General features: G+C 63.0%; 24 protein-coding genes. 13 read left to right on the plus strand and 11 right to left on the minus strand.

Annotated elements, in window-relative coordinates:
- The first annotated feature begins 149 nt into the window (after positions 1 to 149).
- On the plus strand, positions 150 to 1,868 hold the full coding sequence (locus DNK59_RS10770; protein WP_110723179.1) for a hydrogenase maturation protein: 1,719 nt from the start codon (positions 150 to 152) through the stop codon (positions 1,866 to 1,868).
- Positions 1,869 to 1,919: 51 nt separating this feature from the next.
- Here the strand turns inward: DNK59_RS10770 and DNK59_RS10775 are convergent, their stop codons facing one another.
- On the minus strand, positions 1,920 to 4,553 hold the full coding sequence (locus tag DNK59_RS10775) for a glucosidase (protein WP_110723180.1): 2,634 nt from the start codon (positions 4,551 to 4,553) through the stop codon (positions 1,920 to 1,922).
- A gap of 199 nt (positions 4,554 to 4,752) precedes the next feature.
- Here DNK59_RS10775 and DNK59_RS10780 point away from each other — a divergent pair, with 199 nt between their 5' ends.
- The 4 genes from DNK59_RS10780 (at position 4,753) to DNK59_RS31630 (ending at position 7,261) form a co-directional block, all read left to right on the plus strand.
- A complete protein-coding gene (locus tag DNK59_RS10780) occupies positions 4,753 to 5,025 on the plus strand; it encodes a hypothetical protein (protein ID WP_177431231.1) in 273 nt (90 codons plus the stop codon).
- A gap of 192 nt (positions 5,026 to 5,217) precedes the next feature.
- Positions 5,218 to 5,490, plus strand: a complete 273-nt coding sequence (locus DNK59_RS10785) for a hypothetical protein (protein ID WP_110723181.1) — start codon at positions 5,218 to 5,220, stop codon at positions 5,488 to 5,490.
- A 383-nt stretch (positions 5,491 to 5,873) separates the two neighbouring features.
- Positions 5,874 to 6,635: a hypothetical protein gene (locus DNK59_RS31625; protein ID WP_146249898.1), complete on the plus strand. Its 762-nt coding sequence runs from the start codon at positions 5,874 to 5,876 to the stop codon at positions 6,633 to 6,635.
- On the plus strand, positions 6,635 to 7,261 hold the full coding sequence (locus DNK59_RS31630; protein ID WP_146249899.1) for a hypothetical protein: 627 nt from the start codon (positions 6,635 to 6,637) through the stop codon (positions 7,259 to 7,261). Before DNK59_RS31625 ends, DNK59_RS31630 begins: the two co-directional genes overlap by 1 nt.
- A 199-nt stretch (positions 7,262 to 7,460) precedes the next feature.
- Here the strand turns inward: DNK59_RS31630 and DNK59_RS32100 are convergent, their stop codons facing one another.
- Positions 7,461 to 7,748 carry a hypothetical protein gene (locus tag DNK59_RS32100; RefSeq protein ID WP_103739660.1) on the minus strand — a complete coding sequence of 96 codons (288 nt, stop codon included), beginning with the start codon at positions 7,746 to 7,748 and terminating at the stop codon, positions 7,461 to 7,463.
- Positions 7,745 to 7,954: a PAAR domain-containing protein gene (locus tag DNK59_RS10795; protein WP_110723182.1), complete on the minus strand. Its 210-nt coding sequence runs from the start codon at positions 7,952 to 7,954 to the stop codon at positions 7,745 to 7,747. The genes DNK59_RS32100 and DNK59_RS10795 overlap by 4 nt, the downstream gene beginning before the upstream one ends.
- A 180-nt stretch (positions 7,955 to 8,134) precedes the next feature.
- Between DNK59_RS10795 and DNK59_RS10800 the strand changes: the two genes are divergently transcribed.
- From DNK59_RS10800 to DNK59_RS10815, 4 genes are all read left to right on the plus strand, one after another.
- Complete coding sequence (locus DNK59_RS10800; RefSeq protein ID WP_146249900.1) at positions 8,135 to 8,755, plus strand: hypothetical protein; 621 nt, start codon at positions 8,135 to 8,137, stop codon at positions 8,753 to 8,755.
- Between the two features lie 200 nt (positions 8,756 to 8,955).
- Positions 8,956 to 10,350, plus strand: coding sequence for an amidase (locus tag DNK59_RS10805; protein WP_110723184.1), 1,395 nt, complete (start codon positions 8,956 to 8,958; stop codon positions 10,348 to 10,350).
- An 87-nt stretch (positions 10,351 to 10,437) separates the two neighbouring features.
- The gene (locus tag DNK59_RS10810) at positions 10,438 to 11,787 is read left to right on the plus strand and encodes a citrate-proton symporter (RefSeq protein ID WP_110723185.1); all 1,350 of its coding nucleotides are present in this window, start codon (positions 10,438 to 10,440) and stop codon (positions 11,785 to 11,787) included.
- A 116-nt stretch (positions 11,788 to 11,903) separates the two neighbouring features.
- A complete protein-coding gene (locus DNK59_RS10815; protein WP_092313634.1) occupies positions 11,904 to 13,262 on the plus strand; it encodes an OprD family outer membrane porin in 1,359 nt (452 codons plus the stop codon).
- A 94-nt stretch (positions 13,263 to 13,356) separates the two neighbouring features.
- On the opposite strand, the gene DNK59_RS10820 is transcribed toward DNK59_RS10815, so the two are convergent.
- Positions 13,357 to 14,259: a LysR family transcriptional regulator gene (locus tag DNK59_RS10820; RefSeq protein WP_092313631.1), complete on the minus strand. Its 903-nt coding sequence runs from the start codon at positions 14,257 to 14,259 to the stop codon at positions 13,357 to 13,359.
- Positions 14,260 to 14,460: 201 nt separating this feature from the next.
- Here DNK59_RS10820 and DNK59_RS10825 point away from each other — a divergent pair, with 201 nt between their 5' ends.
- Entirely contained in the window at positions 14,461 to 14,934 is a 474-nt protein-coding gene (locus DNK59_RS10825) for a hypothetical protein (RefSeq protein ID WP_092313628.1), read from the plus strand.
- Positions 14,935 to 15,313: 379 nt separating this feature from the next.
- Positions 15,314 to 15,940: a response regulator transcription factor gene (locus tag DNK59_RS10830; protein WP_092313625.1), complete on the plus strand. Its 627-nt coding sequence runs from the start codon at positions 15,314 to 15,316 to the stop codon at positions 15,938 to 15,940.
- Between the two features lie 20 nt (positions 15,941 to 15,960).
- Here the strand turns inward: DNK59_RS10830 and DNK59_RS10835 are convergent, their stop codons facing one another.
- A complete protein-coding gene (locus DNK59_RS10835; protein ID WP_110723186.1) occupies positions 15,961 to 16,434 on the minus strand; it encodes a hypothetical protein in 474 nt (157 codons plus the stop codon).
- Positions 16,435 to 16,587: 153 nt separating this feature from the next.
- Here DNK59_RS10835 and DNK59_RS10840 point away from each other — a divergent pair, with 153 nt between their 5' ends.
- Both DNK59_RS10840 and DNK59_RS10845 read left to right on the plus strand, forming a co-directional pair.
- Positions 16,588 to 17,757, plus strand: coding sequence for a sterol desaturase family protein (locus tag DNK59_RS10840; RefSeq protein WP_110723187.1), 1,170 nt, complete (start codon positions 16,588 to 16,590; stop codon positions 17,755 to 17,757).
- Positions 17,758 to 17,782: 25 nt separating this feature from the next.
- Positions 17,783 to 18,886 (plus strand): SMP-30/gluconolactonase/LRE family protein, encoded by a 1,104-nt coding sequence (locus DNK59_RS10845; protein ID WP_110723188.1) that lies wholly within the window; start codon positions 17,783 to 17,785, stop codon positions 18,884 to 18,886.
- A 216-nt stretch (positions 18,887 to 19,102) separates the two neighbouring features.
- Here DNK59_RS10845 and DNK59_RS10850 read toward each other — a convergent pair whose 3' ends face one another.
- The 6 genes from DNK59_RS10850 to DNK59_RS10875 all read right to left on the minus strand — a co-directional run bounded on the left by DNK59_RS10850 (position 19,103) and on the right by DNK59_RS10875 (position 25,862).
- A complete protein-coding gene (locus DNK59_RS10850) occupies positions 19,103 to 19,336 on the minus strand; it encodes a DUF465 domain-containing protein (protein WP_110723189.1) in 234 nt (77 codons plus the stop codon).
- A gap of 134 nt (positions 19,337 to 19,470) precedes the next feature.
- Positions 19,471 to 22,119 carry an excinuclease ABC subunit UvrA gene (locus tag DNK59_RS10855; protein WP_110723190.1) on the minus strand — a complete coding sequence of 883 codons (2,649 nt, stop codon included), beginning with the start codon at positions 22,117 to 22,119 and terminating at the stop codon, positions 19,471 to 19,473.
- 78 nt (positions 22,120 to 22,197) lie between these two features.
- Positions 22,198 to 23,916: an ATP-binding protein gene (locus DNK59_RS10860; RefSeq protein WP_110723191.1), complete on the minus strand. Its 1,719-nt coding sequence runs from the start codon at positions 23,914 to 23,916 to the stop codon at positions 22,198 to 22,200.
- A 230-nt stretch (positions 23,917 to 24,146) separates the two neighbouring features.
- Entirely contained in the window at positions 24,147 to 24,806 is a 660-nt protein-coding gene (locus tag DNK59_RS10865) for a DUF799 domain-containing protein (protein ID WP_110723192.1), read from the minus strand.
- Positions 24,803 to 25,174, minus strand: coding sequence for a DUF4810 domain-containing protein (locus DNK59_RS10870; RefSeq protein WP_092313604.1), 372 nt, complete (start codon positions 25,172 to 25,174; stop codon positions 24,803 to 24,805). The genes DNK59_RS10865 and DNK59_RS10870 overlap by 4 nt, the downstream gene beginning before the upstream one ends.
- 28 nt (positions 25,175 to 25,202) lie before the next feature.
- Positions 25,203 to 25,862 carry a CsgG/HfaB family protein gene (locus DNK59_RS10875; RefSeq protein ID WP_167365693.1) on the minus strand — a complete coding sequence of 220 codons (660 nt, stop codon included), beginning with the start codon at positions 25,860 to 25,862 and terminating at the stop codon, positions 25,203 to 25,205.
- Between the last annotated feature and the right edge of the window lie 112 nt (positions 25,863 to 25,974).

Raw genomic sequence — 25,974 nt, forward strand, 5'->3', positions numbered from 1 at the left:
GGCGGCTCACCCCGCAGGCCACACGCTTGATTGATCTCGGTCAGTTATCCCATCGCAACGCCCCTCTACTCTTGCGCCTCCATCGCGGCCAGGGACGGCACAGCCGGAGCCCTTTGCCACTGTGCTATCACTCACGGAAGAGTCTGCTTATGCGATCACTGAAGATCATCCTGCTGTCCACCGCCTTCAACGGCCTGACCCAACGCGCCTGGCTCGACCTGCGCCAGGCCGGGCATCGCCCCAGCGTGGTGCTGTTCACCGGTGAAGAAGACGTCTGCCGGCAGATCGAAGAAGCCCGGGCCGACCTGGTGATCTGCCCGTTCCTCAAGGACCGGGTGCCGCAACGGCTGTGGAGCAACACCAAGCGCCCGGTGGTGATCATTCATCCGGGGATCGTCGGCGACCGCGGCGCCAGCGCCCTGGACTGGGCCATCAGCAAGGAACTCAAGCGCTGGGGCGTCACCGCGTTGCAGGCGGTGGAAGAAATGGACGCCGGGCCGATCTGGTCGACCCATGAATTCAACCTGCCCGCCGGCCTGCGCAAATCCGAGCTGTACAACGGCCTGGTCAGCGACGCCGCCATCCGTTGCATCCGCGATGTGGTGGAGAAATTCCGCAACGGCTTTACCCCCGTGCCCCTGAACTACGACAACCCCGCAGTGCTTGGCCGCCTGCAGCCGAACATGAAGCAGTGCGACCGCACCTTCAGCTGGCACGACAGCGCGCAATTCATCAAGCGCAGCATCGACGCCGCCGACGGCCAGCCCGGCGTATTGGCCAGCCTCGCCGGCGGTCAGTACTACGTGTACGACGCGCACCTGGACTCGCGTACCGGCATGCCTGGGCAACTGCTAGCGGTGCATGACGATGCGGTGCTGGTAGCCTGCGGCGATCACAGCCTGTGGATCGGCTCTCTGCGCCTCAAGCCTCAGCCCGGCGAAGAAACCTTCAAGCGCCCCGCCCGCCACGTACTCGGCGAACGCCTGGCCGAGGTACCGGTGCTGGACTGGTCGATATCCAGCAGCCCGTTCAGCACCGAGTCCTACCAGCCGATCCGCTACCGCGAGTCCGGCCGAGTCGGTGAGCTGACCTTCGAGTTCTACAACGGCGCCATGAGCACCGAACAGTGCCAGCGCCTGGTCAGCGCCCTGCGCTGGGCCAAGGCCCGGGACACCCAGGTGCTGCTGGTACGCGGCGGCCGCGGCGCCTTCAGCAACGGCGTGCACCTGAACGTGATCCAGGCCGCCCCGGAGCCGGGCCTGGAAGCCTGGGCCAACATCCAGGCGATCGACGACGTCTGCCTGGAACTGCTCAGCGCCCGCCAACTGGTGGTCAGCGGCCTGACCGGCAATGCCGGCGCCGGCGGCCTGATGCTGGCCCTGGCCGCGGACGTGGTCCTGGCCCGCGCCGATACCGTGTACAACCCGCACTACAAGAGCATGGGCCTGTACGGCTCCGAGTACTGGACCTACAGCCTGCCCCGTGCCGTCGGCCAGGCCATGGCCAAGCAACTGACCGAAGCCTGCCTGCCCATCAGCGCCCTCCAGGCCCTGCAGATGGGCATGGTGCAAGAGATCGGCCCGCGCTGCCCGGACGAGTTCGGCCTGTGGCTGCTACAACGGGCCAACGGCGTCCTTACCGACCCGCGCTACCAGCACCTGCGCCAGCGCAAGCTGGATGCCGACCCGCAACTGATGCAGCACTGCCGCAACGCCGAGCTGGAAGAGATGCACATGGACATGGTGCAAAACCGCAAGGGCTTCGCCGAGAAGTGCAGCAACTTCGTCTACAAGCGCAAGACCTGCTGCACGCCAGAGCGCCTGATCGAAGCCTGGGCCAAGCCTCAGGACATCGCCCTGGTGGGTTGATCCACGGTCAATACACGGCGCCGTCACCGCCCGGCTCGACACCGGGCGGTTTCATTTTCCCGGCTGCAGCAACAACGCCACCAACGCCGTCCAGCCGGTCTGGTGACTGGCCCCCAGCCCGCGCCCGGTTTCACCATGGAAGTACTCATGGAACAGCACCAGAGAGCGGTCCTCGGCCTCCACCTGCAACTGCGGGTAGCCACTCATGGACGGCCTGCGTCCTTCCTCGTCCAGCAGAAACAGTCGCGTCAGGCGCTGGCTCAAGCCGTCGGCCACTTCCTCCAGGGACGCCAGATACCCGGAGCCCCGCGGGTACTCCACCGAGAAATTGACGTCGTAATAACGATGAAACTCCCGCAGGGATTCGATCAGCAGGTAGTTGATTGGCATCCACAGCGGCCCGCGCCAGTTGGAGTTGCCGCCGTACAGCCGTGAATCGGACTCCGCCGGTACATAGCGGGCGCACAGCTGCTTGCCGTCCACTTGCAGGGCGAACGGTTGCTCGAAGGCCTTGGACAGGGAGCGGATGCCGAAGTCCGAAAGGAACTCGCTTTCATCGAGCATGCGCTTGAGCAGGTCCTTGGTACGCTCGCCGCGCAACAGTGCCAGGAGCATGCGGTTGCCCTGGCCCGGCTCGTACCAGCGCGACACCAGGCTCGCCAGGTCCGGACGATGATGCAAGAAGCCCAACAGGCGCTGAGCCAACCCCGGCAGGTTTTCATGCTCGTGCTGCTCCAGCACCTGCACCGCGAACAGCGGCATCAGGCCGACGATGGAACGCAGGCGCAGGGGTTCGTTCTGCCCGTCGGGGCGGTGCAACACGTCGTAGAAAAACCGGTCCTGCTCGTCCCACAGCCCCTCGGCACTTTCATCTACCCGGTTGATGGCCCCGGCGATATAGAGGAAGTGCTCGAAGAATTTCACCGCGATGTCCACGTACACGCCGTTGCGCTTGGCCAACTCCAGGGCAATGCGCATCAGGTCCAGGGCATAGGCCGCGACCCAGGCCGTGCCATCGGCCTGATCCAGGGCGAAGCCATCGGGCAAGGGTGCAGAACGGTCGAACAGAGCAATATTGTCCAGGCCGAGAAAACCGCCCTGGAACAGGTTGCGGCCCTCGGCATCCTTGCGGTTGACCCACCAGGAAAAATTCAGCAGCAACTTGTGGAAGATGCGTTCGAGAAAGTCCAGGTCGCCCACGCCGGTCAGGGCCTTTTCCCGCTGATAGCCCCGCCAGCAGGCCCAGGCGTGCACCGGCGGGGTGGCATCATCGAAGCGCCACTCGTAGGCCGGCAGTTGGCCGGTGGGGGGCATGAACCGATCCTTCACCAGCAACAGCAGTTGCTGCTTGGCAAAGCCTGGGTCGATCAGGGCAAAGGCCACCGCCTGGAACCCCAGATCCCAGGAGGCGTACCAGGGGTATTCCCAGGTATCGGGCATGGCAACGATGTCGCAGTTGGACAGATGGCGCCAATGGGTATTGCGCAAATGCTCGCGCGCCATCGGCGGCGCCGGCTGCCCGGGATCGCCATCAAGCCATTGCTTGACGTCGAAGTAATACAGCTGCTTGGACCACAGCAACCCGGCCAGGGCCTGACGCTGCACATTGCGCGCATCCGCGCTTTCGATGCCCTGCTGCAACGCCGCGTAGAACTCATCGGCCTCACGCCGCCGCTGCTCGAACAGGTGACGGGCGCTGACCGGTTCGCTGCCGGCCGGGGCAAAGCGCAGGAACAGCCGCTTGCTCTCGCCACCGGCCAGTTCCAGGACGAAATGCGCCGCCACCCGGGTGCCGCCATCGAAGACCACCGCACTGGCTTGCCCATCCACCAGGTAGTCGTTGATGCCGTCCTTGAACGGCCCCGGCGCCGCCAGCCCGTCCAGCTTGGGAAAGTTGCTGTCGTTGTTGCAGAACAGCCACTGGCAAGGCTCGGCCCCCCAGGCGGTGATCTGCCGCTCGGGCAGTTGCCCGCGCCGCGCCAGCACCCTGTCACCCTCCAGACGCAGGCTGGGTATCGGTTCGTCGCCACCCCAACTCCAGGTGTTGCGCGCCCAGACCTGGGGCAGCACCCGCAACCGCGCCGGCTGGTGGAAACGGTTGTGCACGGTGACGTGCATGAAAATGTCATCGGCCGTGTGCTTGGCGTACTCCACCGTCACATCGAAGTAACGGTTGTCCTCGAAAACCCCGGTATCGAGGATCTCGTACTCGGCATCATTCAGGCCGCGCCGGGCGTTTTCCGCCACCAGGTCGGCATAGGGAAAGACCGCCTGGGGGTACTTGTAGAGCATGCGCATGTAGGCATGGCTGGGCACGCCGTCGAGATAGAAATACAGCTCCTTGACGTCCTCGCCATGGTTGCCTTCGGCATTGTTCAGACCGAACAGGCGCTCCTTGAGAATGCTGTCGTGCTCGTTCCACAACGCCAGCCCCAGGCACCAGTGCTGGGCCTTGTCGGAGAACCCCGCCAGCCCGTCCTCGCCCCAGCGGTAGGCGCGGCTGCGGGCGTGCTCATGGGGGAAATAGTTCCAGGCATCGCCATCGGCGCTGTAGTCCTCGCGCACCGTGCCCCACTGCCGCTCACTCAGGTATGGCCCCCACTGGCGCCAGTCCTCGGCGTCGCTGCCTTGCAGGCGCTGGCCTTCAAGCGTATCGAGAATGCTGGTGGTGGATGCTGCCGACATGGGAGGTGTCCTTGGCCATGGAGGTGACTTGCAGTGTAGGAGCGGCCTGCCGCACCGCCCCATGACAAATGTTTCACGGTGCGAACGCACAAGGCCGCAGAATCAGCACGAAAAGCCCGCGCCAGAGCCTGTGCGGTTAAATTTTCCGCTCCTGGCTCGTTATAATCGGCAACCCTTTTATGGCCATGCGGATTCACTGATGTTCAGTTGCAAAGCGTTTTTCCCGGCCCTGTTACTGCTGGCCACCTGTTCGGCCCAGGCCGCGGGCCTAGACCTGAGCTACCCACAACCGCCGTTGCCGGCCACCGCCCAGGCCCCGGCGCCAGAAAGCGACACGCCGAAGCTCAAGTTGCCGTTCAAGCCGGCCATCAGCTACGAGCACCGTTGCAGCGGCCAATGCACCTACGAAACCAATATCGACCAGTTGCACGACCGCGAAACCCGCCACAGCGCAAGCATCGGCTTCGACTGAGCCCCGCCATTGAACCTGCGGCACGCTTGATCCACACTCGCGCTCCTGAGTCCTACAGCAAACTCAGAAAGTCCTGTCCTGCCAGTGCCTTGTTCCGTTTTGGGGTACATGCCTATAGTCCCGGGTCGTCCTGATGACGAACGGGTTTGGCGACCCGATGAATGGATCGAACCCCTGAATGGAGTTGGACTCATGAATCGCTACATGCCGATCACCGGCCACGACTGCACCATCCCTTCCCTGCTGATCGATACCCAGGCCCCTCCCGATGTGCTGTACGAAGCAGCCGCCTATCGCATCCGCGCCGTCACTCAACTGCTGGAAAACTTCGCCACCCGCCCCGACATCCCCGGCGATGCCGTGGTGCTGCAAGAGCTGGCGCTGATCTGCGCCATACCGCTGCGCGATGGCTGCGATGTACTGGATGTGCTGGGTCGTCAGTTGCGCACCCAGGCCATAAGTTGAACCCCGTCAATGGCGAGGGCAATGCCGTCCTCGCCATTGGCAACTGCATGGACGTCATATGCCCAATAGAGGTTTTTACCTGAGCTTTCTCTATCCAGGCATATAGAGAAACTGAAGAGCACCGAACTACCAGATCAATCGCCACAAACAATAAGAGAATCCTCACAGACATAACGCTGTTTGAAAGATCTAATCATCCGAGCTTTTTCGATTTTCTTGGAGGATAAACACTGCAACCCGGCTTAAAACCTCTCCTGCTAGTTTGCCAAGCAGTCTGACCACACAGACAAAAAACCTAATTGCGACGAGCATTGAAGCTCAACACCTCACCATTGATACGAATCATTAATCGATCGTTCAATAACAATCAGGAAGATTGTGCAATGGCCAATCCTTTATGGTCTCATACCGCTACAACGACCCCCTCTCGCGGCGCCCCCCAGAGAATTACCGTTGATATAACTCGGTACGTCAATAAAATTCACAACGAAAGTGGCTGGCTGCTTGTTGGCATGGACAATGTCCCTCGCGAGAATTGGCCACAGCTTTTCAAGTATTGCAAGGTTACACTAATAACCACTAAAGACAATAAGACCTATTTCAACGTCCTTGAAGGAGCTCACAAAGGAAAAGTTGCATTCCTATCAGAAACAAACGCAAAGGAATACCTTGGAAAAATCGCACCAAAACAGAAGCCTATCGAGCTTGTCATGAACTATGAACGCTTAGACCAAAACTGGAAATCAATAACTAGAAACGAACATTTCCCACAACAAATAGCAAATGGAAACATTAACAATCTCAACTTCAAAGCAACGATGAATACAGTATGGAACGGTATATACTTCCCTATTCCAGCTGGCACTTACAAGATATTGCTACCTGACTTCCCTCACTCGAAAAACTACACCCAACAATATAAAAAAGAGTTCCCCAACCTGTCTCACCATCAAGTATGGTTCCCAATCGATCATGGTGACAGGAGCAGATACGTTCACGTAGGTAATGTATCGGAAGGGTGCATCACTGTCATAAGCCTGGATAAATGGTCTGAAATTCAAGAAATGCTTATTAGCCATCGCTCCTCCGATGGAAAAAGCGTGGGCAACCTTATTGTAAAAGGCAAGCCAGAGAGAGCAAAGTAATGCGCAAAAAAAATTTATACGCATGGCCCATCCTCACTGCATTGCTCGCCACCTTGCCTCATATAAATGCGTGCGCATCAGATACTAACGAACGCTATATAACCGACTGGGAATTTTTCAACCAGATCATAAAAAGATATAAATCCGGAATAAAGAACAAAAAAGACATTGAAAACTCAAGCAAAGCTGAAGCAAGGGGAAAAGAGGCATTTCTAAACAATGATTATGTAAAAGCTGAATTCCATGGCTATGGCGACGCACTGGCCTGGATTCCCAGACCAGAGTACTACTTTATAATTGGCGACATCCAACTACGCAGCAAGTTGCATCTTCATACCGACTCACCTTATTCCACCCCAGAATACAAAGCCTGCTGGGACAAATACCTGTTCGCCCTGGATGCACGCAGAAGTGTAATAGACCACTTTGAAAGAGGCTTTAGCTTAACTGCAGAGTTGAATTTATCTGCCACTAAAAACTCGAAAATCTACCAACAAGCCCTGACCAATGCCGCCTGCTTTGCCCGACTGACCAGCAAATACTCCGAAGGCGTTGGCCCTCAGTGCGTGCCGGTCGAAGAAGTCAAAAGCTGCCTCGGTACCCCCCTGCTGTTCTTGTATCACTAGGAAAATTCTGAGGCCGGTATCCAACAGTCATCGTGCGCAGGGATCGGCTGGTCATGGGTAATTCTGAGGCCGCCTTCGCGGGCAAGCCAGCGCCCATGAAAAGCCTTGCGTGCACTGGAACTGTCGAGGCTCCGTTTGCGGGCGCTGACCTGGGCTGGATGAGAGGTTTGCAAAACATTAGTCGGTATCAGGGCATACCTTATCTGGCCTTACAGTTATCCAACTCATCTTGAGTGGTTAATGTTGTCGTCAAACCCAACCGATATTTACAGTAGGCAATAACTTTCCGCCTCTCCAAGTCGCTTAATTCGGAGAGCGACTTATCGTCAGATTCATAGGCAAAGATGTTCTCAAACGCCATTTGAAAAGTTGGATATCTCTTGATGAAAAAAACTTTTTCCGGATAGGCGTCCTCCATTTTTTCGTAGAACCCGACATACAGATAAGCGACGAGCAGAATAGATACAGTAAAGAATAGTTTTTTCATGAGGATGGCGACTGTAATGTTTGGGTTAAGATTCGTCGATTTCGCATCCAATCCACTCCAACGCCACAACAACACCTATCGCCCTGACGTGCAGCGGGAAGCCCATCGAATATAACCTCTGGAGAACCTTCAGCTATTGAGTAGATGCCATGCCTAGGAACAGGGCAAAGGGGTGAGTCAGTTTTCCGTGCGACTGGCTTCGCCATAGTGCCCCCCCCGTGACCAAAAGTGCCTATGCCACCGACAACCTGGTAGAGCGACCGGGCACTTCATGAAAACCAGAAATATCGCACTCAACCGCATCAATTTCCGAATCGATTTGAAGCTTCAAGTCGTGACAGTCTGGGCGTTCCAATTATCAAAGACGATCCGGAGAGAGCACGCTAATGAACAAAAGACTCCTTTACGCAATCTGCATCACCACCGCATGTTCAACCCTCTCTCAACTCGCAAACGCCTATGAAGCCAATGAAAAATACATGCCAGACTGGGAAATGTTCAGACACATAGTGAAAAGTTATAAAAAAGAAATCAACAACCAGAAAAACATCAAATACGCAAAAGACGCCGAGGCACGGGGCAAAGCCGCCTTTCTCAACGGCGACTATGCAAAAGCGGACTACCGCGGCTACGGAGACGCAATAGCCTGGATCCCTCGGCCCGAGTACTACTTCATCGTGGGCGATCTCAATATGCGCAGCAAGTTATCCCTTCATACCGACTCTCCTTATTCCACCCCAGAATACAAAGCCTGCTGGGACAAATATCTGTTCGCCCTGGATGCACGCAGTAGCGTAATAGACCACTTTGAAAGAGGCTTCAGCTTAACTGCAGAGTTGGATTTATCTGCCACTAAAAACTCAAAAATCTACCAACAAGCCCTGACCAATGCAGCCTGCTTTGCCCGATTGACCAGCAAATACTCCGAAGGAGTCGGCCCTCAGTGCGTGCCGGTCGAAGAGGTCAAGAGCTGCCTCGGTAGTCCCCTGCTGTTGCTGTATCACTAGAAAACTCTGAGGCCGCCTTCGCGGGCAAGCCCGCTCCTACGCAATGTTCCAGCATTGAGTGGGATGCAGGGGAGACACCGCTGCAGTGCTCACAAAAACGCAACACCACACTGCGTCCTTTGTGATGGTTGGGCTAAGGTGCAAGCGCTACAGTCGGGTCATCAGCAACCCGACTGACGCCCGACACAAGGATGCGTTCGATGACTGATTTGCACGATCTATCCACCGCGCAGTTGCTGGCGCAGTTTTCCAGCCGCCAGCTCTCGCCCCTGGACTACTACGAACATCTGCTGACCCATATCGGGCGCTGGGAGCCGCATATCCGTGCGCTCTATGCCTTCGATCCGGAGTCGGTACGCCAGCAGGCCCGGGCCGCCACCGAGCGCTGGAACAAGGGTGCGCCCAACGGCCCGCTGGACGGGATTCCGGTGACGATCAAGGAACTGATCGCCACCCAGGGCACGCCGATTCCCCTGGGCAGCGCGGCCACCACGCTCAAGCCGGCGTTGCAGGATGCGCCACCCGCCGCGCGGATGCGTGAGGCTGGGGCGATTATCCTGGCCAAGACCACGGTGCCGGATTTCGGCATGTTGTCCTCGGGGTTGTCGAGCTTTCACGGCATTACCCGCAACCCCTGGAACACCGACTGCAATACCGGCGGCTCCAGTTCCGGTGCCGCAGCAGCCGCCGCGGCCGGTTACGGGCCGCTGCACATCGGTACCGATATCGGCGGCTCGGTGCGCCTGCCGGCCGCCTGGTGCGCTCTGGTGGGGTTCAAGCCGACCCTGGGGCGGATTCCCATCGACCCGTATTACACCGGGCGTTGCGCCGGGCCCATGACCCGCAGCGTCGATGACGCGGTACTGATGATGCGCTACCTGGCCAGGCCCGATGCCCGGGACGCCACTAGCCTGCCGCCCTTGACCGGCGACTGGAGCGATGCGCCGGTGTCTGTCAACGGCTTGAAGATCGGCCTGATGCTGGAGCCCGGCGCCGGGCTGCAGCCGGAAGGTTTTGTCTGTGAGGCGGTGGAGCGCGCCGCGCGGCTATTCGAAAGCCACGGCGCCCAGGTGCGCCCCCTGGCGCCGATCATGGACCGCGCGCAACTGGACGGCCTCGATCGCTTCTGGCGCGCCCGGCAATGGGCGGAACTCTCGGCCCTGGGCGCCGAACAGTTTGCCCAGGTGCTGCCCTATATCCGAGACTGGGCGGCGCCGGGGGCCGACTTGTCCGGGGTCGAGGCGGTGCAGGGCTTCAACCAGACCTTCGAGATGCGCCGACGCGCCGCCCAGGTGTTCAGCGAGTTCGACCTGGTGTTGTCACCCACCAACCAGATCAACCATTTTCCCGCCGAGTGGCCATCGCCGACCAATAACCCGCAGCAGCCGTTCGAGCACATTGTCTTCACCCTGCCCTGGAACATGGGCGAGCAACCGGCGCTGTCGATCAACTGCGGTTTTGCCGCCGATGGCCTGCCCATCGGCCTGCAGATGATCGCCCCGCGCTTCGCCGATCAATGGCTGCTGCAAGTGGCCAAGACCTATGAGAGCTGGCGCGGAGCGATCCACAGCTGGCCGAATCCGCCGTCTCACTGACACACCGAAACTGCCACCTTCACCCCAGCCCCGGGCTTCGCCGCCCGGGGCCTGGGCAACCTATGAATAAAAATTCGAGGGGCCAGTATGCACAGCCAAGCGTCCAATCCATGCGCCACACCCGAGCCCGAAACGCCCAACGCGGCGGGGGGCAAGCGCAGCGTGTTCGCGGTGATCCTCGGCAATGCCGTGGAGTTCTTCGATTTCGGGGTCTACGCCACCTTTGCGGTGATGATCGGCCACACCTTCTTTCCCTCCGACAGTGCCTTTGTCAGCCTGATGCTGTCGGTCACCGCCTTCGGCGTCGGCTTTATCGTGCGGCCCCTGGGGGCGGTGCTGATCGGTGCCTACGCCGACCGCGTCGGGCGCAAGCCGGCGATGCTCCTGACCCTGGTGATGATGGCCGTGGGCACCGGCAGCATCGCCATCCTGCCCAGCTACGAGAGCATCGGCATCGCCGCGCCAATCCTGCTGGTAATCACCCGGCTGATCCAGGGCCTGGCCTGGGGCGGCGAGGCCGGCCCCGCCACCACCTACATCCTCGAAGCCGCGCCGGCACACAAGCGCGGCACCTACGCCTGCTGGCAAGTGGTGGCCCAGGGCGTGGCCGCCATGGCCGCCGGCACCGTGGGCTACACCCTGACCCAGGTGCTGTCCCCCGAGGACCTCAACACCTGGGGCTGGCGCGTGCCCTTCGTGTTTGGCCTGTTGGTGCTGCCGATCGGCATCTACATCCGCCGCAACCTGGCGGAAACCTTCCATGGCCAGGGCGAGCAGGCCAGCACCGGCAGCCTGGTGCGCCAGGTGTTCGGCGAACATCGCCGGGCCCTGGTGCTGGGGTTGCTGATTCTGTCGGGCAGCACCATCACCCAGTACTTCATCAACTACATGACCACCTTCGCCCTCACCGAGCTCAAGCTTCCCACCAGCATCTCCATGCTTTCGACCCTGGTGGCCGGCGCGGCCATGGCGGTGTGCGCGATTGCCGGGGGCATGCTCTGCGACCGCTTCGGCCGCCGCACCATTCTCATGGCGCCACGGGTGGTGCTGTTGCTGGTGCTGTTCCCGGCCTTGCAACTGATGACCGAACACCCCAGCCCGGCGACCTTCCTGCTGACCTTGGCGGTGCTCTCCGGCCTGCATGGCATGAGCGGCGCGGCGCTGATCGTGCTGCTGGTGGAGAGCTTTCCCAAGGCCGTGCGCTCCACCGGTTTCTCCATCGTCTACGCCTTTGGCGTGGCGGCCTTCGGCGGCACCGCGCAGATCATCATCACCTGGCTGATCGGCACCACCGGCAACCCGATGTCGCCGGTGGGCTACCTGCTGGTGGCCAATCTGGTGTGCCTGACTGCGGCCTGGTTCGCCAAGGAAACCCGCCCGCAAACACCCGGACGCAGCCACCCCGGTCAACGGCTCGCACAAGCCCGCGCCCGCTGAGCATTCGCCTCACGGCCTGACACCCTTTTCCGGCACCGCGTTTTTCTCTACCCTGCCGGCCGCGCATGACCGCGGTCGGGCGGTGGACCGACGCCTTTGATTTGTGGGGAAGCACCATGCAACAGCCTGTACTGTTCACCCTGGCACTGGCGGCCAGTAGCGCCGTCATCGCCCAGGACAACCCGCGCCCGAGCCAGCAGGACCAGGCTCCAGGGTTCATCGAGGGCAGCCACCTGGACCTCAACCTGCGTCACTACTACTCCAACCAGCACACCCAGCGCGACACCTACCTGAGCATCAAGAAGCCCGACGGCATTGAACGTACCCGGGTCAGGGAAACCTGGGTGCAGGCCGGCATGCTCAAGTACAGCTCGGGCTACACCCAGGGCCTGATCGGCCTGGGTGTGGATGCCGCGCTGTTCAGCGCGGTCAACCTGGAACGCGGTCATGGCCGGGTGGCCAATGGCGGCGACCGGGTGCTGGTGGACAGCGACGGCGACGCCCTGCCCACCTGGAGCCGCCTGGGCATCGGCGATGTACGCCTGCGCCTGTCCAACACCGAGCTCAAGGCCGGGCGCCTGATGACCGACAACCCGGTGCTGCGCTACAAGGACAACCGCGCCCTGCCCTCAAGCTTCCAGGGCGTGGGCTTGTACAGCAACGAAACCGACTGGCTGGCGCTGCAGGCCGGCAGCTTCGACCGGGCCATCCCGCGCACCGGCACCGGCAGCGAGCGCCTGACCACCACCTTCGGCAACCGCGCCTACAGCGGCGAGCGCATCAGCTACCTGGGAGCCACCGTCAAACCCGGCCCGGGCCTGGAAGGCAGCCTCTACGCCTCGCGCTTCGAGAACATGTGGGACCAGTACTACCTGGGCCTAATCCACCGCGCCGGGGACAAGAACCAGCTGGCGCTGAAGACCGCGTTCAACTACTACCACACCCGGGACCAGGGCCAGCAACGCCTGGGCTACATCGACAACGACGCCCTGAGCCTGGCCGTCACCGGCAGTCACCAGGCCCACAGCCTGACCCTGGCCTGGCAGCAGGTGTTCGGCAACGAGTACTTCGACTATGTCTGGGAATCCACCGGCAACTACATGGCCAACTCCCTGTACTCGGACTACAACGGCCCCAATGAAAAATCCTGGCAACTGCGCTACGACCTGGATTTTGCCGCCTACGGCGTGCCGGGGCTGAGCGCCAGCCTGTGGCACGCCAAGGGCTGGGACATCGATGGCACGCACTATGACGGCGATCGCAACGGTCGCAACCGCGGCTACAACGTGCGCGGCCTGGACGGCGCCAAGCACAACGAAAACGGCCTGATGCTGGCCTACGTGGTGCAATCCGGGCGGCTCAAGGATGCAGTGCTGCGCACCATCGTCTACAACCACCGCGCCAGCGGCGGACAGATCGATGGCAGCTACGACGAGTTCCGCCTGGTGGGCAACTTTCCGTTCAACCTGTTCTGACCACCGCCCCTCCTCCGTAGGAGCCGGCTTGCCGGCGAAGAGGCCCGCTAGCCTTGCATCGCCTTGGCGGACGCCTTCGCGGGCAAGCCCGCTCCTACGCCACGCTATGGCGTTGCATGGTGCGGGCGAGCATTTCCTGGCATTTCAGCGTGGCCACCGACAATGGCCGATTGCGCACCACGCACAGGTCGACGCGGATCCGCTCCAGGTGTTCATCATCGATCGGCACCGCCACCAGACCATCCCCCAGGTCCCGGGCCTCGGCATCCACCTGGGGCAGGATCAGCACCGCCGCGCGCTGGCGCGCCAGGCTTTTCTGCACCTCCAGGGAGCTGGTGGTGAACACCGGCAGAATGCTCACCCCACGTTTTTTCGCCGCACCTTCCAGGGCCTGGCGCACGCCGTAGGCCGAATCGGGAATGGCCAGGGGCTGGCCCTCCAGGTCCGCCAGGCGAATGCTCGGGCACTGGGCAAAGGGATGTTCGGCGCTGACCAGCACCCGATGCCACAGTTGGCAATGGGCGGTCACTTCCACCTCGGCCCGTTCCGGCAGGTAGAAGGCCAGCCCGAGGTCGGCCTCGCCACTGCACAGGGCATCCAGGGTGGCGCCGGCACTGGCGATGACAATGTTGAAGGTAACCTTCGGATGAGCCCGGTTGAACGCCGCGAGCACCGGCGCCAGCACACTGGAAACGATACTTTCCGACACATGGATGCTGACGCTGCCCGCCACCTGGCTCTGGCGACTGGCAATCACATCGCGCACCTGATCGAAGCCGCGCAAGGTCGAGCTGACCTGCTCGGCCAGGCACTCGCCTTCCACCGTCAGACGGATGCCCCGCGGGCCGCGCTCGATCAGCGCGCTGCCGAAAAAGTGCTCCAGCTGCTCGATCTGCCGGCTCACGGCGGTAGGAGTCACGTACAGGCGCTCGGCCGCCTGACGCAGGGAGGCGCACCGGGCCACCTCGTGGAAGTAACGCAACGCTCGTAATTGCATGGCTACAGGCCCCCCTCGCTGAACGGACCCAGCAAGCACGCAATTACTGCGCCAGCCCTTCGCCCATCGGTCCTGGCCGCGCGGTTGTCACACAAAAGATTGATCTGCACGGTGCCCCTGCCTAACCTGCTAGAGCGCCGACGCCTCATTCGGCAGGCTCCATTCCCCGCGCCCTGGCCGGCCCGTTTGCAAGGAATCTCCATGAACATTCTGCCCCGCACCACCTCCCTAGCCTCACTTCTCGCCGCTCTGGCGCTGCTCAGCGCCTGTTCCAGCGTGACCCGGGAAATCCGGCAGGAACCCACCATCACCTCCGCCGGCATCCTGGCCTTTCGCGATATCTGCCTGAAATCCGCACCGTCCTTCGCCGGTGCCGAAACCGCCGCCCGGTCCCATGGCATTCTTGAACTCACCGATGCCGGCTTCGCCAAGATGGGCATGAACGAGGACCAGACCCTGGGGGTCCAGGTCCAGGCCGGCAAGGAATGCGCGATCACCACCCCGAGCCAGAACGACAGCTCGCTGACCCAGCAGTTTCTGAGCATGGCCGGCAAGTTCTCCAGCACCCCGCTGGCACAGAGCGTGCCGACCAAGATCACCCTCGACGGGCAGACCTTCATCCTCATGCACGATCGTCGTGGCGGTGAAGCCTATGTGCTGCTGAAGGCGCCGTAAGCCGCTGCCCGCTCCCGCAAGCAGGCCTCCAATCCAACGCCAATCACCTGCCCTCGGTCCTTGAGCGGCAGGTGAAGCTGCGTAAATCTCCCACTTGAGAACCAACCTCAAGGACAGCGCGAAAGCGCTGGCAAGAAGCTTCTTGGAAAACGACAAGGCCTTTCTTGCACGAATCCATAGCCGGTTTTTCTGAACTAACATGCTGGCGCCGCTTGCACAGCCTTCACTTCCCCGGGGTTATGCCGCCGCTTTTCCCGGCCCGGCACTCTGCAGCAAGTCATAAGGCTATGACCTCCACCACAAAGACAGTGACCGTCGAGTGACCCATTTTTCGCAACGAAAACCACCTGCTCTCACTTGCGTGTCTTCCGAGGGCCCCATGAAAAACAAACGTGTACTGATCGTCGACGACCACCCGATCATCTGCGCCGCCGTCGCCGAGCTACTTGAAGAACATGGCTACCAGCCGATCGGCGAATCCTCCGACGGCTTCGACGCGCTGGAGAAGATTCACAAGCTGCGCCCCGACTACATGCTGCTGGACATCAGCCTGGACAACCTGGACGGGCTCTCGGTCCTGCAACGCATTGCCATGGACAACCTGGAGGTCAAGACCCTGGTGTTCACCGCCAATCGCGCCAGCACCTACGGCGTGCGTTGCCTGCAGGCCGGCGCCATGGGCTTCATCAGCAAGAGCGCCGGCCTGCAGGAACTGGTCAAGGGCCTGAATGCGCTGGCCGACGGCTATCTGTATTTCCCGAGGGAGGTACTGGAGATGTACCGGGGAATCGGCCACGCCGCCAATGACGTACTGAACAACCTGACCAACAAGGAACTGGTGATCCTGCAATTGCTGGCCAGCGGCTACAGCAACCTGGAAATCGCCAGCAAGCTCAACCTGAGCAACAAGACCATCAGCGGACACAAGATCAACGTGCTGAAGAAACTCGGGGTGCGCACCACCATCGAACTGGCCACCATCGCCAAGGAGATGGACCTGCTGTGACCAACCCCGGCCCCGCGCAGTTACTGATGAGGCGCCCTCGATTTTTTTGGCAGAAACAACCGCGCCGTCGACCAGCAGGTGACGAGGGCGGCCAGGAACACCACAAACACCCCCAGCCAGTAGTCCTCATAGCGAGCCCTTTCGCTGTGCGTGACCACCTCATGGATAAACAGCGACACCCAGCCGGTGGCAAGCACGGCGCCCAGCAGCGCCAGGGCGTTGCAGCTGCGCGCCGAGCGCCTGACCTTGAGCAGCGACACCCCCAGCGCCAGGCCGAACAACGGCAGGAAAAACACCACGACCGCCACCAGCGGCGTCAGCAACGGCATCAGCAGGATCTCGGCGCCATGCACCTCGCCGATCAGCCGTGGATGAGTGGCGATATGCGCCACCAGCAGCACGCTATTGATCAGCCCCGCGACAAACCCCGGCACCAGGGGGCACAGGATAAAGATCATGAACACCTTGAAACGCGGGTAACGAACCTCAGTCATCGAGCAATCCCTGGCGAGCGTAAAAGGCCGGGATTGTGCACGGCGATCGCTCTTTTTGCCCTGTGATTTTTGCCCATTGCCCACTGTCCATTGGCCGGATAAAGGGTCGACGACTACGCTGCTGGCGACAAAAACAACAACAGGAACAGCGTCGTGCGAGACACCATCGAACACTTTCGCGAGCAGTATCGAGCCGCGGTCAGTCCGCGCTACAACCCTTGGCTGCATGGCGGTTTTGTCCTGGGCTATGGCCTGCTGTGCATCGCCCTGCTGTGCAGCACCCTGCGCCAGGTGCAGCCTCTGGAATGGCTGGCGGTGCCCCTGGCGCTGCTGTTCTTCAACCTGTGCATCTACCTGGTGCACCGTTGGCTGGGGCATCACAAGCAGCGCTTTGCGCGGCTGTTCTATGCCCGCCATAGCGGCGACCACCACAGTTTTTTCGCCCCCGGGCAAATGACCTATGAAGGTCGCAAGGACTGGCGGGTGATCCTGTTTCCGGCCTGGCTGATCGTGGTCCACAGCCTGCTCTTCGCCCTGCCGCTGTGGGCCTTGCTGCGCCTGTGGAACGGCAACGTGGCGGCGCTGTTCGCCAGCTGCACCTTGATCGGCTACCTGGCCTACGAAGTCTTCCATGCCTGCGAGCACTTGCCCGCCAGCCACCCCCTGGCACGCCTGCCCTGGGTGCGGCAGATGCGCCGCCTGCACGAGCTGCATCACCGCCGCGAGCTGATGCAGGAGCGCAATTTCAATATTGTCCTGCCGTTGATGGACTGGCTGTTCGGCACCCTGTACTGGCAGCCCGAAGAGTCGCCAGCGGCCAGCTTCGCCCCGGGCGGCCCCATGACCCACCTGCAGCACCAGGTCGATATCCCGCGCAACGCCGAGGCCACCCTGGCCTATGCCGCCAGTCCACGCTGCTGGCCGCAATGGCATCCGTCCTCGTTGCAGGTGCTGGGCGCCGAGGGCCCGTTGTCCGCCGGGCAGGGTTTCGAGGAAGACATCCATGCCGGCGGGCGCAGCGGCCACCTCAGCTGGCGGGTCGAGGAGTACCTGCCGGGGCAGCGCTGGCGCGCCAGCGCCCGGGGCGAGCATGGCCTGGAGCTGCGCCTGAGCTATGAGTGCCAGGCGCTGGCGGCCCAACGCACGCGCTTTATCCGCACCCTGGAATATCGTTTCCAGCCGCTGCTGATGCGCCTGGGCAATCAGCTGTTATTCAAGCGGCGGATTGAGCGAGAATCCGCCGCCTCATTGCTGGCATTGTGCGAAACGGCCCAGTACGCCATACCGCTGCCGCCCGCCCCAGCGCCAGGCCACCCGGCCTGAAGCCGCCCCCGACAGGAGTCATTGCATGAATCACATAGCCCCTCGACGTTTCAGCGCGGCACGGATTGTCCTGCTGGTGCTGCTGGCGATCCTGGCCTTCTTGCTGCTGTGGCCGACCAGGGTCCAGCCGGTGGCCTGGAACCCGGCACCCGCGCCCTCCCTGAGCCAGGGCACCTATGCCCAGAACCACAAGCTCAAGGCCGTGCAACCGGTGGGCGCCCGGGATATCGACGGCCCCGAAGCCCTGCTCCTGGAACAGGACCAGCTGATCAGCGGCCTGCATGACGGCCGGGTGATCCAGACCCGCCTCGACGGCAGCACCCTCAAGGTACTGGTCAACACCGGCGGCCGCCCCCTGGGGCTGGCCCGGCACCCGGACGGACGCCTGATCATCGCTGACGCCATCAAGGGCCTGCTGGCCCTGGACAGCCAGGGCCAATTGCAGCCCCTGAGCAGCGAAGCCAACGGCCTGAAGTTCGGCTTTACCGACGATGTGACGGTGGACGCCGCCGGGCGCTACGCCTACTTCAGCGACGCCAGCAGCCGCTGGGGCTACGGCCATGACGGCGAGGCGGTGATCGAGCACGGCGCCGACGGGCGTCTGTTGCGCTACGACTTCCAGAGTGGCCAGACCGAAGTCCTGCTAGACCGCCTGGAGTTCGCCAACGGCGTCGCCCTGGGGCCGGACGAGGCCTATGTGCTGGTCAACGAAACCGGCGCCTACCGCATCAGTCGCTACTGGCTCAAGGGCGAGCAGGCCGGCCAGCACGATCTGTTCATCGACAACCTGCCGGGGCTGCCGGACAACTTGAGCTTCAATGGCGCCGGGCGTTTCTGGGTGGCCCTGTATGCACCACGCAACCCGTTGCTCGACGGCACGGCGCCCTACCCCTTCGTGCGCAAGATGCTGGTGCGGGCGATGACGGTATTGCCCAAGCCGGTGGAGAAACGCGGCTTTGTGCTGGGCCTGGATACCCAGGGCCGGGTGATCGCCAACCTGCAGGACGCCAGCAGTGGCAACTACTCGCCGATCACCACGGTGCGCGAATACGGCGATGCGCTGTACCTGGGGTCGCTGACGGCCAGGCACATGGCGCGGCTGTCGTTGCAGGAGGCGCTGGCACCTTGAGGGTGGGGGGAGTTGATGCGCCGCGCCTTGTTGGAGGTGTGTGGCGGGTGTTTTAGGGCGGCTACGCCGCCCAGCGGGAGCAAGCTCCCTCGCCACAAGCAAGCTCCCGGGCAACAAGCAGGTTCCCTCGCTACAGCAGGCTTCCTTGCCACAACAAGCGTCTTTGCCGCAGCAAGCCTTCTTGCTACAGCAAGCGCCCTTGTCACAGGGGGAAGGTCAGGAACCGGCGGTGAGGTTCTCGGAGATTTCGTCCTTGATCAGCAGGCGCTTTTCCTTGAGCTTCTTCAGTTCGTCGTCGGCAGCAGCCGCCGCTTCGGCCTTGAGCACCTGATCGTCGATGATGTTGTATTTGTCGAACAGCGCATTCAGATGGGGGTCACTGGCCCGACGTTTCTGAATGTCTTCCTTACTGCAGCTCAGGTCCTGGTAAAGGTCGTGGGTCACCGGCATGGAACACCTCCGTGGTTGATGGCAGCAAGGGCGTGGTGACGCCCCTGCCGGAGATCAGAATGGCCTTGGCGCCCCGGGTCTGTCGACCGTTAATCAGACCAGCGGTAACCGTTCGTCGCCCACCCTGCCCTGGATCAATAACCGGCCAGGGCCTGGGCCAGAAACGCCGCGGTACGGCTGTCGCGCTGCCGGGCCACATGCTCCGGCGTGCCACAGGCCACCAGGGTGCCGCCCTGGTCCCCCGCGCCCGGGCCGATGTCCATGACCCAGTCGGCCTGGGCCACCAGGCGCATGTCATGCTCGACCACCACCACGCTGTGCCCCGCCTCCACCAGCTTGTCCAACTGGGCAAGCAAACGGTCCACGTCCTGCGGATGCAGGCCGGTGGTGGGTTCGTCGAGCACGTACAAGGTCGCGCCCCGGGCATTGCGCTGCAGTTCGGTGGCTAGCTTGATGCGCTGGGCCTCACCGCCGGACAGCTCGGTGGCCGGCTGCCCCAGACGCAGGTAATCCAGGCCGATGTCGCGCAGCACTTGCAGGGCGCGGCGAATGCCCGCTTGCTCGGCGAACACCGGCAAGGCCTGCTCGACACTCAGCTGCAGCACCTGGGCGATGTTCAGGCCCTGCCAGGTCACGGCCAGAGTCTCGGGGTGGTAACGGGCCCCATGACAAGTGGGGCATGGGGCGAAGACGCTGGGCATGAACAGCAGCTCGACGCTGACAAAGCCTTCGCCCTCGCAGGCCGGGCAACGGCCCTTGGCCACGTTGAAGGAAAACTGCCCGGCGTCAAAGCCGCGCTCCCGGGCCTCGGGGGTGGCGGCAAACAGCTTGCGCACCTGATCGAACAACCCGGTGTAGGTCGCCAGATTGGAGCGCGGAGTACGGCCGATGGGCTTCTGGTCCACCTGCACCAGGCGCTTGATCTGCTCCAGGCCGGCACTGACCCGACCGCCGCTGCTCGGCGGCGCGTCGTCTTCCAGGTCCAGCTCCGGCGCCTCCTCGCCGCCGCCCACCTTGCCCAGATGGGCCCCCACCAGCTCCAGCAGGGCCTGACTCACCAGGCTGGACTTGCCGGAGCCGGACACCCCGGTCACCGCGGTGAAGCAACCCAGGGGGAAGGCGGCATCCAGGTCCTTGAGGTTGTTGCGGCTGACCCCCTCCAGGCGCAGCCAGCCCCGGGGCTGGCGCGGGGTGCGCCGGGTCGGGGCCCGCTCGGCGAACAGATAGGCCCGGGTCGGTGAGGCCGCGACCGCCGCCAGCCCCGCCGGCGGCCCGCTGTACAGCACCTGGCCACCGCGCTCCCCGGCGGCCGGCCCCACGTCCACCAGCCAGTCGGCACGGCGCAGGGTCTGCAGGTCATGCTCCACCACGAACAGCGAGTTGCCGGCGGCCTTGAGCCGTTGCAAGGCCTGGAACAGCGCTTCGGCATCCGCCGGATGCAGGCCCGCCGAAGGCTCGTCCAGCACGTAGATCACCCCGAACAACTGCGAGCCCAACTGGGTCGCCAGGCGCAGGCGCTGCAATTCGCCGGAAGACAGGCTCGGCGTGCTGCGCTCCAGGGCCAGGTAGCCCAGTCCCAGGTCGGTCAGGGTGCCGACCCGCTCCAGCAGGTCCTGGGCGATGCGTTGCGCGGCCAGGCGTTTCTCCGGGGACAGGTTGGGCGTGCGCCGCGCCTGCGGTGCGCCCTGGACATGCCGCTGCTGGCGCGCGGCACGGGTCTGGGCATGGTTCGGCACCGGCTCATCGGCGGCGGCCTGCTCCAGATAAGCCGCGGCCGCCCCCGGCCGCAGCACCTCGGCCAGTTGCAGCAACGGCAGGCGCGCCAGCTCGCCGATATCCAGCCCGGCAAAAGTCACCGCCAGGGCTTCGCGCTTGAGCCGCTTGCCCTCGCACTGTGGGCACGGGCTGCCGCGCATGAACTGCGCCACGCGCTTTTTCATCAGCGCGCTCATGGTGTGGGTGAAGGTGTGCAGCACATAGCGCCGGGCGCCGCTGAAGGTGCCCATGTAGCTCGGCTCCTGTTTGCGCTTGAGGGCCTCGCGGGTCTGCTCCGGAGTCAGCCCGGCGTACACCGGCACCGTGGGGGTTTCCTCGGTGAAGAGAATCCACTCACGCTGTTTTTTCGGCAGTTCGCGCCAGGGAATGTCGACGTCGTAGCCCAGGGTCACCAGGATGTCCCGCAGGTTCTGCCCCTGCCAGGCCAGCGGCCAGGCGGCCACGGCGCGCTGGCGGATGGTCAGCGAAGGATCGGGGACCATGCTCGCTTCATCGACGGCATAGACCCGGCCCAAACCGTGGCACTCCGGACACGCCCCCTGGGGGGTGTTCGGTGAAAAGTCCTCGGCATAGAGCATCGGCTGCCCCGGTGGGTAGCTGCCGGCCCGGGAATAGAGCATGCGCACCAGGCTGGACAAGGTGGTCACGCTGCCCACCGAGGAGCGCGTGCTCGGCGTGCCGCGCTGCTGTTGCAGGGCCACCGCCGGCGGCAGGCCGTCGATGCGATCGACGTCCGGCACCCCGACCTGATCGATCAGGCGCCGGGCATAGGGCGCCACCGACTCGAAATAGCGCCGCTGAGCCTCGGCATACAGGGTGGAAAACGCCAGGGACGACTTGCCCGAGCCGGACACCCCGCAGAACACCACCAGGGCATCCCGGGGAATGTCCACGTCGACATTCTTCAGGTTGTGCTCGCGGGCGCCGCGCACCCGGACAAAACCGTCGCGCTCAGAAGGTGGCGTACTCGCCAGGGCATCACGGGGGACATGGGACGAAGAAGTCATGAACCTGCCTGCAGTTGGACATCGGAAGGGACGCAAACCCGCCCCGAGGCTGGCCCTGGTGCGGCTGTCTGAATCGGCTCAGCCCCCCAGCAACGAGCGCACCATGGCGCTCAGGTCCTCGGGGGCGTAGGGCTTGCTCAGCAGGTGGGTATCCGGGCTGAGCTGATGATTGCGCGAGATCATGTCCCGGGTATGCCCCGAGGTGAACAGCACCGCGACCGGCGGCGCCTGGGTCCTGGCCCAGGTGGCCAGGTCGGTGCTCTTGATCTGCCCGGGCATCACCACGTCGGTGAAGATCAGATCGACCACCAGCCCCTGCGCCAGCAGTTGCATGGCAGCATCGCCGCTGGCCGCGGAGCACACCTGATAGCCCTCGTGCTTGAGCATCTCCACCGCGGCGCCACGCACATCGGTGTCGTCCTCCACCACCAGGATCCGCTCCTGGCCCGCGCTCGCCCGGGGCACCGGGCCGGCGGCCGACAAGGCGGGCCGAGCGGCGCTGCGGGCAAAGTACATCTGCACCCTGGTACCCTGCCCCGGACGGCTGAGAATCTCGATATGGCCACCGCTCTGCTTGACGAAGCCGAACACCATGCTCAGCCCCAGGCCAGTGCCATGGCCGTCGGTCTTGGTGGTGAAGAACGGCTCGAAGGCCTGCTTCAGTACCTCGGCGGACATGCCGCCACCGCTGTCGGCCACCGTCAGCCGCAGGTACTGGCCGGGGCTCAGGTCCGTGCCGGCGCAGAACCTTCGGTCCAGCAGCAGATTCTCCACGCTGATGCCGATGGTGCCCTCGCCGGCCATGGCATCCCGGGCGTTGATCGCCAGGTTGAGCACGGCATTCTCCAACTGGTTGCGATCCACATGGATGCACCAGGGCTCGGCGGGCAGTTGCACCTGCAGGCGAATGGTTTCCCCCAGTGCCCGTCGCAGCAGTTCAGCCAAGCCCTGATCCAGTTCCCGGGGATCGTACAACGCCGGTGACAGCGGCTGGCGCCGGGCGAAGGCCAGCAACTGGGCCGACAGCTTGGCCCCCCGCTCCACCGCCGTCAGCGCGGCACGGGTGCGGCGCTGCACATTGCCGTTGTCCGGCTCGTGCCGGGCCAGCAGGTGCAGGTTGCCGGCAATCACCTGCAACAGGTTGTTGAAGTCATGGGCCACACCGCCGGTGAGGCCGCCAATGGCCTCGAGCTTCTGTGCCTGGCGCAGTTGCTCTTCGGCGGCCATGCGCGCGTTGACCTCCTCCAGCACCCGCTGTTCGAGACTGCGCGCCATCTGCCGCAGGTTGTCCTCGGCGGCCTGCCGGCGCTGTTCGGAAATCACATGGCCGGTGGTTTCCACGACGATGGCGATCACCCCGGCCGGCGCCTGGTCGTCGCCGGCCACCGGGCTGTAATAGAGGTCCAGCCAGACGCTTTCCGGCTCGCCGTTGCGCAGTAGCACCAGCTCCTTGTTGCGATAGGACAAGGTGCCGCCACTGAGGCAGGTGTGCATCACCCCGCGATTGAACTCGGCCACTTCCGGCCACCCCAGCTCCACTGCACAACCCAGCAGATAGGGATGGCGGCCGCCGGCAAATACCGCGTAGGCATCGTTGTAGATCATGTAGCCCAGCGGGCCCCAGAGCATCACCATCGGCACCGGCGAGCCGAGCATCAGCTGCACCGTGCTGCGCAGGCTGTGGCTCCAGTTGCGCAATGCACCCAGGCTGGTGACGGACCAGTCGAACGCCCGGATGCGTTCGGCCATCTCGCCTTTCCACCCCTGGCACCCGTGATGATCTGATAAGAACGGCATGAACGGACTCTGCGAAAAACGTGATACGGCATGGGTTTTCAGGAGATTGCAGCGCAGCCTCCAGAGCCTTTGAGCACAGCCTTTGCCGATGGTTTCACGGAAATTGCCGCGGCCCGGATCAGCCGATCCGGGGCGAGCCTGAAAGAACAGGATAGGCGATGCCGTCCGGTCCGGGAGGACGCCTGCGGGCGCCCTCCCGGCCACAGGCGGATTGCCCGCCCGTCAGGACCTCAGTCGGTGCCGTATTTCGGCGAGCGCGGACCGTACAGCAGGCCGGTGCGTTGCCCGGCCGACAACAGGCGCTGGCTGGTGATGCCGGCGATCGGGTGCCCGGCGTCGGTGCTGGTGTTGATGATCTGCTTCACCGCGGCGGTAATCAGCATGCCCACCAGGCCACCGCTGTTGCCGTTGTTGCCTTCCTCGCTGGAAGCCCGGGCGCTGCCGGTCCACAGGGTGGTGCCGGTCTTCAGGTCCACCAGGGTGGCGGTGGCGGTGACCACCGTCTGACTGCTGATCAGCATGTAGCTGGTGCCGTATTCCTTGACCGTGATGTACAGCCCGGCGTCGGCGCCGAAGATCTCGTTGAGCTTGGCCGGCGACAGGCCATGGATGTCCGCCGGGGTGGTCAGGCCGTTGTGGCGGAAGGTTTCATCCACCACGGCAATCGGCATCACGTAGTAACCGGCTTCGGCCAGGGGAAAGGTCACCTGGGACAGCATGCTGTAGGTGGCCTTGACGTCCGGCGATTCATTGAGCGGCGGCAGCACCAGGATCGACTTCGGCCGGGCCTGCTTGTAGGCCGAGTAGTCCACGGTCTTGGGCGCGGCGCAGCCCACCAGCAGGCTGACGGCCAACAGGCCCAGGAGGTTGCGCAAGGTGGTGAAGTTCATTGGGCAGCTCCCTGCTTGGCGTTTTTCAACAGAAAGTCCATGTACGAGGCGGACTCGGGAAACAGCGCCTTCTCGGTATTGAACTGCTGCACCATCTGGTCATCCTTGCCCAGGCCTGCGTAGAGCATGCCCAAGTGCGCGTGGTAACCCGGCGGTACCGCCCTGCCGGTGGACTTGATCTTCTGCAGGTCGCGCTCCAACGCCTCGACCTGGGCCTCGCGGGCTTCCTCGCCCTTGAAGTATTCGTAGGTCTGGGCCTGGTAGGTTTCCCACTGGTACAGCGTCTTCGGCCCGCTGCAACCGGCCAGCAAAACGCTGCCCAGCAAGGCGCCGGCCAGCAGTGGCCGCGCGGTGATTGTCTTGAACATGCTTACGTCTCCCTGTTAGCAGTGCTGATCAGCGGCCGGGTTTCCAGGCGCCAGTGTCGATGGCCTCGACCATGCGGTTGACCGCCTCGCGCATGGCCAGGTCCAGCACCTTGCCGTTGAGGGTCGAGTCGTAGGAGGCGGTGCCGCCGAAGCCGATCACTTCACGGTTGGACAGCGCATACTCGCCAGCGCCCTGGGTCGAATAGACCACTTCGGAAGTGCTGATGTTGACGATGTTCAACGCCACCTTGGCGTAGGCCACCTGGGTCTTGCCACGGCCGAGAATGCCGAACAGCTGGCGGTCGCCGGTTTCCTTGCGGCCGAACTCGGTGACGTCGCCGGTGACCACGAAATCCGCGCCCTTGAGTTTCTGCGCCTGGCCCTTGAGCGCCGCTTCCTGCTGGATCTCGCCCATGTTGTCGCGATCCAGCACGTTGAACCGGTTGGTCTGCTGCAGGTGGGTGATGAGGATGGTCTTGGCCTGGCCGCCGAGGCGGTCGACGCCGTCGGAGAAGATCCCGCGCATGTAGCTGGAACGGTTATCGAACTTGCCCACCGCCATCGGCACCCGGGCCCCGGTCCACACCTGGCTGGCGCTCTGGACCTTTTCCACCGGCAAGGCGCGGGAGCTTTCAGTGGCGCAACCGCTCATGCCCGCCAGCACCGCCAGTGCTACGCCGGACAACATCAACTTCGAGATCAATCTCACTCCAGGTTCCTTTTTGAGTATCCATTAAACGCACTTTCGCCCTGCCGCACGCGCCCCGAAACCCGGTCTGTGCGGGCTGGGCAAGGGCAGT

It is taken from the genome of Pseudomonas sp. TKO26 (assembly GCF_003225665.1).
GTDB lineage: Bacteria > Pseudomonadota > Gammaproteobacteria > Pseudomonadales > Pseudomonadaceae > Aquipseudomonas > Aquipseudomonas saponiphila.